General features: G+C 69.8%; 7 protein-coding genes. 3 read left to right on the top strand and 4 right to left on the bottom strand.

Annotation, left to right across the window (positions count from 1 at the left end; translation table 11 throughout):
• Nucleotides 1-204: 204 nt before the first annotated feature.
• From GRC12_RS37650 to GRC12_RS37635, 4 genes are all read right to left on the bottom strand, one after another.
• A complete protein-coding gene (locus tag GRC12_RS37650; RefSeq protein ID WP_208784720.1) occupies nt 205-1,863 on the bottom strand; it encodes an FAD-dependent monooxygenase in 1,659 nt (552 codons plus the stop codon).
• Nucleotides 1,864-1,878: 15 nt separating this feature from the next.
• Nucleotides 1,879-2,838, bottom strand: a complete 960-nt coding sequence (locus GRC12_RS37645; RefSeq protein ID WP_208784719.1) for an MBL fold metallo-hydrolase — start codon at nt 2,836-2,838, stop codon at nt 1,879-1,881.
• A gap of 119 nt (nt 2,839-2,957) precedes the next feature.
• The gene (locus tag GRC12_RS37640; protein WP_208784718.1) at nt 2,958-3,503 is read right to left on the bottom strand and encodes a MarR family winged helix-turn-helix transcriptional regulator; all 546 of its coding nucleotides are present in this window, start codon (nt 3,501-3,503) and stop codon (nt 2,958-2,960) included.
• 319 nt (nt 3,504-3,822) lie between these two features.
• The gene (locus tag GRC12_RS37635) at nt 3,823-5,145 is read right to left on the bottom strand and encodes a winged helix-turn-helix domain-containing protein (RefSeq protein ID WP_208784716.1); all 1,323 of its coding nucleotides are present in this window, start codon (nt 5,143-5,145) and stop codon (nt 3,823-3,825) included.
• A gap of 491 nt (nt 5,146-5,636) precedes the next feature.
• Here GRC12_RS37635 and GRC12_RS37630 point away from each other — a divergent pair, with 491 nt between their 5' ends.
• Genes GRC12_RS37630 through GRC12_RS37620 form a run of 3 tightly spaced genes read left to right on the top strand, consistent with a single transcriptional unit; the run spans nt 5,637 to nt 8,952 of the window.
• On the top strand, nt 5,637-6,836 hold the full coding sequence (locus GRC12_RS37630) for a homogentisate 1,2-dioxygenase (protein ID WP_208784721.1): 1,200 nt from the start codon (nt 5,637-5,639) through the stop codon (nt 6,834-6,836).
• On the top strand, nt 6,833-7,714 hold the full coding sequence (locus GRC12_RS37625; RefSeq protein ID WP_208784714.1) for a hypothetical protein: 882 nt from the start codon (nt 6,833-6,835) through the stop codon (nt 7,712-7,714). Before GRC12_RS37630 ends, GRC12_RS37625 begins: the two co-directional genes overlap by 4 nt.
• Complete coding sequence (locus GRC12_RS37620; protein ID WP_208784712.1) at nt 7,711-8,952, top strand: fumarylacetoacetate hydrolase family protein; 1,242 nt, start codon at nt 7,711-7,713, stop codon at nt 8,950-8,952. Before GRC12_RS37625 ends, GRC12_RS37620 begins: the two co-directional genes overlap by 4 nt.
• The last annotated feature ends 386 nt before the right edge of the window (nt 8,953-9,338 follow it).

Genomic DNA, 9,338 nt, shown 5'->3' with positions numbered 1-9,338 from the left:
GACGTCCTCGCCGCCGAACGCAAGGAACGCGCCCGCATCCGAAGCGAGAAGGGCATCCGATGGGGCGGACGCCCCCTCACCAGCGTGGCCTGACCAACCCGGCGAACCAACGCGGTCACAGCACTAGCTGTTCCTCGGGTGACACTATGGCTCCTGGACGGGAAAGTCTCGGGGGATACCCTGGCCGCGTTGGCGATGGGCAGGTCAGGCCGATGGGGTGGTGGAGGAGGTCCGCCGGGATGGCGGCGGAGACTGGGTGATGCCGGCTCCCAGTGCCCGGGTGATGGCGGCGTTCACCTTGACGGCGGCCGGATCGGCGAGCGTGGCAGCCAGGTGGGCGTCGGGGCGGATCACCCAGGCCTCGTCGGGTTTGATCCCGAGCGCCGCGGCGCCGCCGCCGGCCAGATCCGCGATCCGGTGCACGGGCACGGCGCGCCCCAGATCCAGCAGTTGGCCGTGCAGCGCGGCGACGTCCACGTCGTCGCCGGTGATCACCGTGAAGCGGCGCCGGACCAGCAGCCGCAGGCGCGTGGCCTCGGCCGTGACCGGGTGCACGATCGGGACGTCGGGCATCAGCACGCCGGGTCCGGGCGCGGGCACGGACCCCTTCGGCGGCCGGCCGCCGAAGGGACGGGCCGGGTCGGGGGTCGTCAGCGGCGAGTCGACGTACCAGAACGGCTCGGCCAGCCGTCCCGAGTTGACGTCGGCACGAACAGCTGGGTCGAGCACGGAGCGCTCCAGGATGTCCCGCCGCCGCGCCTGCGCGGCGGGGGTCTGGGGAGTCAGGAACTCCATCGTGGCCGCGGTGACCGCGAGGTTCTCCTGGGCCGCGGCGTGCCGCTCGTGGTGATAGCTGTCCAGTAGCGCCTCCCCGGCCATGCCGTGCAGGACCGCTGCCACCTTCCAGGCGGCGTTCTCGGCGTCCTGGACGCCTGAGTTGAGGCCCCGGCCGCCGAAGGGTGACACCAAGTGCGCGGCGTCGCCCGCCAGGAGCACCCGGGCCACCCGGAACTGGCTGGCGATGCGGGAGTGGAACCGGTAGACCGACTTCCACCTGATCTGGTATGGGCGGTCGCCGATGACGGTGCGGATCCGGCGGTCCAGCCCGCCGCCGCTCTCCTCGGCCGCCAGGTCGAAATCCTCGGGCACCTGCCAGTCGATCCGGTAGGTCGAGTCCGGGCAGGGATGGATGAGCACCTGGCGCCCGGGGTTCCACTCCGGGTCGAAGTAGAAGCGCCGCTCACGCTCCCACCCGGGCACGTCTGCCCGGATGTCGCAGATGAGGAACTGGTCGCTGAACGTGCGGCCGCTGAACTCGACCCCGAGGCAGTCACGGATGCCGTGGCCGCGTGCGCCCGGGCAGGCCAGCACGTAGGCAGCGCGGATGTGGGCGGTTCCGCCCGGGGTGTCGCAGGCAAGCTCGACGTGGTCCTCATGCTGGACCAGGCCGGTGACCTCGTGGTCCCATCGCGCCTCGATGAGCGGCTGACGGGCGATCCGCTCGTCGAGGATCTGCTCGGTGCGGCTCTGGGAGATGTTCACGAACGGGGGGAAGGCACTGCCGTCGCCCGTGTACTGGGTGCTGAACAGCTCGCGCTCTCGGTAGAAGGTGCGGGAACGGCTCCAGGTCACCCCCTCGTCCGCGATCTGCCGGCCGGCCCCGTCGAGGGTGTCCCAGACGTCGAGGACATCGCGCTGCTGCGCGATGGCCTTGGAGCCGACCAGATCTCGCGCGGGGCGCTGGTCAAGGATGATGACTGGCAGTCCCCAGCGAGCCAGGAGCAGGGCTGCGGTCTGGCCGACCGGGCCGTTGCCGATGACGGCAACGGGGGCTTCGAGACCGCTGGTGCCGGTGGTGGTCATGGTGTCTTCCGGTCCTCAGTCCTGCAGCTGTGCCCAGACCTGGCGGTCACGCTCAGGAGTCCAGATGGTCGGGTGCTCCTGACCGGAAAGCTCCTCCCAGAGGCGGGCGACGTCGAAGGGCAGGCAGTGCTGGAAGATGGGCCAGCCGCCGTATCCGGGCTCGAGCGCGCCGTGGGCGGCCTCGAAGGCATCCTTCAGGCCGCCGCCGCGTTCGTGGACGCCTTGGACGGCGTCGATCAGCGTGGTGAGGAAACCCCGCGTCTGACCGATCGCCGCGTCGACCTCGTCCTTGCCCTGGGCGATGACGCCTCGGCCGCCCACCAGCACCTCTGCGCCCAGGCTCGCGATCCGGTCGAGGGTCCCGGTGGCCCACTCCCGGTGATAGGCGTCTCCGGTATAGAGCGCGGCCTGGGTCTCCACCAGGTCGCCGGCGTACAGCACCTTGTGCCGCGGGAGCCAGGCGACGATGTCCCCGGAGGTGTGCCCGCGGCCCAGGAAGAACAGCCGCAGCTCGCCTCGCTCGCCGCCAAGGTCGATGGACAGCTCGTCGGCGAACGCGACATCGGGCCACGTCAGTCCAGGGATGGAGCCCGGGTCCTCGAACAGCGCGGGGAAGCGCCCCTGCTCGGATTCCCAGTCCTGCCGGCCGCGCTCCTCGATCAGGGCTCGGGTCTGGGCGTGGGCGATGATCACATCGGCCCCGAACGCGCTGGCACCGAGGGCCCGCGCTGCGTGGTAATGCGACAGGACCAGGTAGCGCACCGGCTTGTCAGTGTGCTGCCGCACCTTGGCGAGCGCTCGGCGGGCGACGGTCGGGGTCGCGAGAGCCTCGAAGCAGACGATGAAGTCCTCTCCCTCGACCGCGCCGAAGTTCGGGTCGCCCTCCGCAGTGACGGCGTACGCGCCGTGCGCGATCACCTGGAGGGTCTGCTGCTTGACCCGGGTGTCCCCGGTGGAAGCGAACGGCTTGGGCATGGCGGCTCCCCATCGAGCAAAAGTCATAAAACCTTTCATGACCTTAGGAGGGTGGTGTCGCATCCGCAAGGGCTGCAGCGGGTCTTTCCGGCGGGAGCCGCAGCCCCCGCGGCTGCAGCTCAGTCTCGGCGGCGCACATCCAGGTCGTCGGCCGCCGCGAGCAACTTGCCGAGGGCGCTGATGACCCCGGCGCGCTCGCCGGGTGTGAGGACCTGCGCCCACATGCCTTCCCGCTCGTTGTGGGCACGGTAGGCCTCATGTACCCGCTGCGTGCCCTCCGGTGTGAGCGCATAGGTGATCAGCCGGCCGTCATCGGGCGCCGGGGACCTGGTCAGGAGACCCTGGCGCTCAAGGGTGTTCGACAGTGTCGAGGTGTTCTGCCGACTCATACCGGACAGGCGGGCGGCGTGCCGGGCCTCTAGGGGCCCGGCCACCCAGAGCACGTAGAGCAGGCGGAATCCTGACCAGCTCCATCCCGCTGGCCGGTGAACGCTCGACTCGAGGTCGTAGACCACCGTGCTGGCCGCACGGTGGAGCGTGAGGACCAGCAGCGCCGCTTCGAGATCAACGTCACCGGCGAGCTCGCTCGTGCGCCGGTGGGCATACGCCGCGAAGGACTGGAAGTTGAGGTCGGCGACATTGTCATCCGGCGGTGTGGAAGTCATGCGACCAGGGTGGCAGCCCCCAGCCTCCGGCGGGCAGGCGGCCTCCAGGATCCTGACGTAGCTGGCCACCGCGAGCCCGCCCATGTTGTGCACCGCGGCGCGCCGGGCTCCCGCACGTGCATGTCGCCCGCGGCGCCGGACAGCTGCATCGCGGCGACCTCGGTGCCAACCCCGGTGCGGGTGAGAAGCCGGGGAAATCCCGGCTCCGCAGGTGCGGAGCCGTTCGGCCAGGGTTTCCTGGGGCAGAACTCCACATCGAGTGCCCGTTCATGGCGGGCAGGCCGGTGGGCAGACGGGACCGGTGGTGCAGCAGCCGGGGTCAGGCGGGCGGGTTGGGCCAGCGCGCGCTCAGGCAGACGCCGCACAGCGCCGCGACCGCCTTGAGGTAGGTGATGCTCAACGGGCCGAACGGCTCGGAGCAGTGCCGGTGCAGTCCCATCGTCCCCACCACGTTCGTGCCGCTGCGCAGCGGCACGAAGAGGTAGGTTCCTGGAAGCTCGACGCGGGCCAGCGCAGCGGTGCGAGGATATGCCGCCCTGGGCGAGAGACGCCGCAGTTGGAGCGGTTCCTCCGCGAAGAGGGTGCGGACGGCTGCGAAACCCGAGTCGGCGAGGCGCAGTTCCTGGGCGGCTTCCTGCCAGGCGGCGCTGAACCCGTGGTGGGCGACCAGTTGCAGGCGGTCGCCTTTCAGCAGGTGCAGGCCGACCGCGTCCACGGTCCCCTCGCTGACGAGGGCACGGGTGACCAGGGTCGCCGCGTCCCTGGCGGTGGCCGCGCTGGCGAGCTCCTCACAGCGCCGGGCCAGCCGCTCGGCCAGCAGGAGGTCGCTCCCGGTCTCGGCGGGGTGCTCCTCCTCCCTGGTCCCGACCTCGGTCACCTCGCCTCCGAACCGGTAGCCGGAGCCTCGCACTGACAGCACGAAGCGAGGCGCATGACCATCGTCGCCGAGCTTGCGTCGCAGGCGGACCACACCGATGCGGAGGGTGTTGAGCCCATCGTCACTGCCGGCCCAGCCCCACACGCGGGAGACAAGACGGCTGACCGGGACCACCTTTCCGTTGACCTCCATCAGGCAGACGAGCAGCTTGAACTCGGTACTCGTCAGCGGCAGCGGCTCTTCCGCCAGCGTGGCCTCCCGCTGCCACAGGTCCACGCGCAGCGGCCCGGACACCAGGTAGCGCGTGCCCGCATCGGAGCCATCAGCCGCCCGACGCACGAGCGCCAGCAGGCGGGCACCCAGCTCCTCTTCGCGGATACCCGACGGCAGGACAGTGTCTGCGCCGGCGGAGATGAGAGCGACGCTCTGCGGCCCGCTCACGTCGCCCAGGACGGCGATCGGGGCGCGTGTGGCCCGGCGCACGCGCTCTACGACGAGCGGGTCAGGTGGCAGGTCCGTGGCAAGGACGACAAGCACGGCGGCCGGGCGGTTGACCGTCAGAGCCCAGCCGAGTTCGTCAGGGTCGTGGAGATGCAGCACCCCCCAGCTCAGCCGCTCGGTCGTCGCCGTGATGCGCGGCCTGGCCGCCAGCTCGAGCCCGAGGTCGACGATCGCCAGCCGCTGCGAGGGCACCGGGAAGACGGAGGCGGCTCCCGTCCGCGACCGGCGGGCACGGGAATCGACGGCGGCGTCGCGTGTCGTCATGGCGCTGGCCTCCTTCCCGGGCGCTGCCAGAGCGGCACCGCCTCGGCCCTGCCCGCAGGGCTCCAGCCCTCATTGTGGCCCGCAGAGTATTTCATTTTCATGTCAGCGTGAACGTCCCTGGAGGTCGTGTCTCCTGTTGTGGTGTAGCCGATCACGGTCCGTCGCCTCCGCTTCGGAGCCATCCGATAGGTGCCGCTGCTGGCCGTCGTGCGATCACCGCTGGTCCCGGCCCGGCGAGCCTCAACAGGGCCTCCGGCGAGGGCGATTCGGGCCGCTACCTGCGGATTCCGTCAGCTTGATCGGCTACACCACTCGGCGGGACGCCGTCTCCCGGGGGCCCCGTCGGCGTGACCCGCACGCTCGTGCTGAGCAGGAAACCGCACCTAGGCGGGCGCCGCGACGAGGCCGGCGACTGCACGGCTTTGCGCCCCGCTGAGTCATGCACGCATGCTCGCACCACACCGCTGTCAATGATCGCCAAGGAGCACCTGATGGCGTACTACCGCTCGCTCGGCGCGGTGCCGCCGCTCCGGCACACCGTGTTCCGCTCGGACACCGGGGCCCTGTACTACGAGGAGCTGATGGGTGAGGAGGGGTTCTCCTCGGACTCGTCGCTGCTGTATCACCGCTACATCCCGTCGGCGCTCGTGGCGGCCCGCCGCTGGGAGCTGCCTGATCAGACGCTCACGCCCAATGACCCGCTGCTTCCCCGCCACCTGAAGCTGCACGGCCTGGCGGACGCCTCCACCATCGCCAAGACGGACGGCGTCACGGGCCGCCGTCTCGTGCTCGGCAACGACGATGTCCGGATCTCCTATGTGGTCGCGGGAGCGACGTCGCCGCTCTACCGGAACGCAGTCGGCGACGAGTGCGTCTACGTCGAGGCCGGCGAAGCGGTCGTCGAGACCGTGTTCGGGGCGCTGCCGACCGGGCAGGGGGACTATGTGGTGATCCCGCGCGGCACCACCCACCGGTGGGTCGTCGAGCAGGACCGCCCGGTCAGCCTCTACGCCATCGAGGCAAGCAGCCATATCGTGCCGCCCCGGCGGTACCTGTCCCAGTACGGGCAGTTCCTCGAGCACGCGCCGTACTGCGAGCGCGATCTGCGCGGGCCGTCCGAGACGCTGCAGATCGACGAGGCGGACGTCGATGTCTACATCAAGCACCGCGGCGCGTCCGGGCTTACCGGGACGATCCACACCCTGCCGCGCCACCCGTTCGACGTCGTGGGCTGGGACGGCTGCCTGTACCCGTACACGTTCAACGTCGCCAACTTCATGCCGATCACCGGCAAGGTCCACCAGCCGCCGCCGGTGCACCAGACCTTCGAGGGCACCAACTTCGTGGTCTGCAACTTCCTGCCCCGCAAGGTGGACTACCACGAGCTAGCCGTTCCGGTGCCGTACTACCACTCCAACGTCGACTCCGACGAGGTCATGTTCTACGTCGGAGGCGAGTACGAGGCACGCAAGGGCTCCGGCATCGGGCTCGGTTCGATCTCGTTTCACCCCGGAGGACACTCGCACGGGCCGCAGCCGGGCGCGATCGAGGCCAGCCTCGGCAAGGACTACTTCGACGAGACCGGCATCATGATCGATACCTTCCGGCCGCTGCAGCTCGGGGAGGCGGGCCTCGCCGCCGAGGACAAGACCTACGCATCGTCCTGGAGCGGCGGGCGGTGGCTGTCATGACGACAGCCCGGTCGGCATTCACTGGCTTCTTCGACGACGCCGCGATCTTCCCGCCGGGGTCCGCCAGTCTTCCGGACGCCGTCCGGGCGCACCTGGCCCGGCGATCCACATCCCTAGCCTCGCTGGTGGGGCCATTCCTGCTGACGCTCGACCGGGTTTCCGACGCCGCGCGGCTGGCCCGGGACACCAGCGCTGAACTCGGCTGCGACCTCGGACGCGAACCGCTCCGAGTAGGACTCGTGGTGGCTCCCGGCACGCTCGACGAGGCTCGCCGCCTCGCCGCCGACCCCCCGGACGGACTCGTGGTGTCCGGTCTGGAGGTGAAGACCGACGGACGATGGCGCGACCAGCTGCGTGCGGCGGCGGACCTCGCCGCAGCGGCCCCCTACGGCGTCCACCTCGAACTGGGCCAGGCCGCTGTCGAAGAGGGAGGAGTCGCGCTGCTCGGCGGCACCCGGGCCCGTCTGAAGTTCCGGACGGGTGGCCTCGATGCCGGCTTGTTCCCCACGGTCCGGGAACTCGCCGCGGTCATCTCCGCGGCGGCCGCGGCACGAGTGCCGTTCAAGCTGACCGCAGGACTCCACCGGGCCATCCGGCACACCGGGCCGGAGACAGGTTTCCCGCACCACGGCTTCCTCAACATCGCCCTCGCCACGGCCATGGCGCAGCAAGGCGCTTCCCCGCGCGAGACCGAGCAGGCACTGTCGCTGGAAGATCACGACGCGATCCGTCGCGCATACCTGGATGCCGGCACCGGATGGCGTGCCACCTTCGAGTCCTTCGGCACGTGCAGCATCCTCGAACCGGTGGAGTCGCTCGTCGCCCTCGGCCTTCTGGATTCGACTCTTCTTCCCGCCCCGCGTGGAGGTCACGTATGAGCACCCCGCGCCCTGGAAGCGCCGCCGCTGTCCTGGGCACCACCGGGAACGGCGTCGAGCACCTTCCCTACGGCTCGTTCACCGTGGGAAGTGCCCCGCCGCGACTCGGTGTACGACTCGGAGACAACGTCCTCGATGTGGGAACCGTACTGGCTCTCGCCGGTGACGATGTCAGTGCGACAGCCAGGGAGGCCGTCGACTCTCCCTCCCTGGACGGCCTGCTCGCGTGTCCCAAGGCGGTGTGGGACGAAGTACGGGACACCCTCCAGGAGACGTTGCAGAACGCCGCGGACACCGACTCGATCGTCGCGCTGGCCGTCCCGGTAGCCGAAGCGACTCTCGGGCTGCCGTTCACCGTTGCCGACTATGTGGACTTCTACGGCAACGAGTTCCATGCCCGCAACGTCGGCAGGATCTTCCGGCCGCACACGGAGCCACTGACCCCGAACTGGAAACACCTTCCCATCGGCTACCACGGGCGGTCCGGCACCATTGCCCCCAGCGGCACCGACTTCCCACGTCCGCAGGGCATACGGGCCGAGCCCGAGGGAGCACCCGGGTTCGGCCCCAGCCGACGCCTCGACATCGAGGCCGAGGTCGGCTTCGTGCTCGGGTCCCCGGTGCCAGGAGGCCGGGTTCCGATCGCCGAAGCCGAGCAGCACATCTTCGGACTCACCCTCACCAACGACTGGTCGGCGCGCGACATCCAGAGTTTCGAGTACGTCCCCCTCGGCCCGAACCTCGGCAAGTCCTTCCGCACCACCATCTCGCCCTGGGTCACTCCCCTCGCCGCCCTGGCGGAAGCCCGTGTCGCGCCCCCGCCGCGGGACACACCGCTCTCGACATACCTCGACGACAGCGACACCGACCCATGGAGTTTCGATCTCCAGATCGAGATCGCCCTCAACGGCGAGGTGGTCGCGGTAGCCCCCTTCGCCGAGACCTACTGGACAGCCGCCCAGATGCTGGCCCATATGACGGTCAACGGGGCCGATCTGCGCGCGGGTGACTTCTTCGCCGGCGGCACCGTGTCCGGGCCGGCTCGGAACCAGCGTGGTTCTTTCCTGGAAATCTGCTGGGGAGGCTCGGAACCGCTCACCCTCAAGGACGGGAGCGAGTTCACCTTCCTGCGCGACGGCGACGAGGTCAGCATGCGGGCGACCGCCCCCGGACCGGGGGGCAGTGTGATCGCGCTCGGAGAGTGCACGGGCCGAGTGCTTCCTCCGGTCACTGGATGACATGGGGCGTCTGTAGCACTGAACTACTTTTGAGGTTTTCTCAGTGGGAGAATCCGTTCGCCTCAGTGAACCGACCGCACCGGTAGGCATAGGAGTTCGCGCCACAGGCCGACCGGACGGGGCGAGGTTGAGGTCCACCATGTCCGGGTGGACCACTGACGCTGGATTGATCAGGATCCGCACCGACATCGATCAACACAAAGGTAGAAGCGGGTGTTCCGGCCGGCCTGGCTCATACGCAGTACGGCGAGCGTGGCGGCTAGTGCTGTGACCGCGTTGGTTCGCCGGGTTGGTGGTCGTGGCGGTTGGATGTGGAGTGACGTCCGATCCGATCGCTGGAGGCGCGGTGGCCGAGCCCGTCCGTGTGCGCAGACTGACCGACCAGG

It is taken from the genome of Streptomyces griseorubiginosus, assembly GCF_017614965.1.
GTDB lineage: Bacteria > Actinomycetota > Actinomycetes > Streptomycetales > Streptomycetaceae > Streptomyces > Streptomyces griseorubiginosus_B.
The sequence above is the reverse complement of the archived record's forward strand: the minus strand, read 5'-3'. Positions and strand labels throughout refer to the sequence as shown.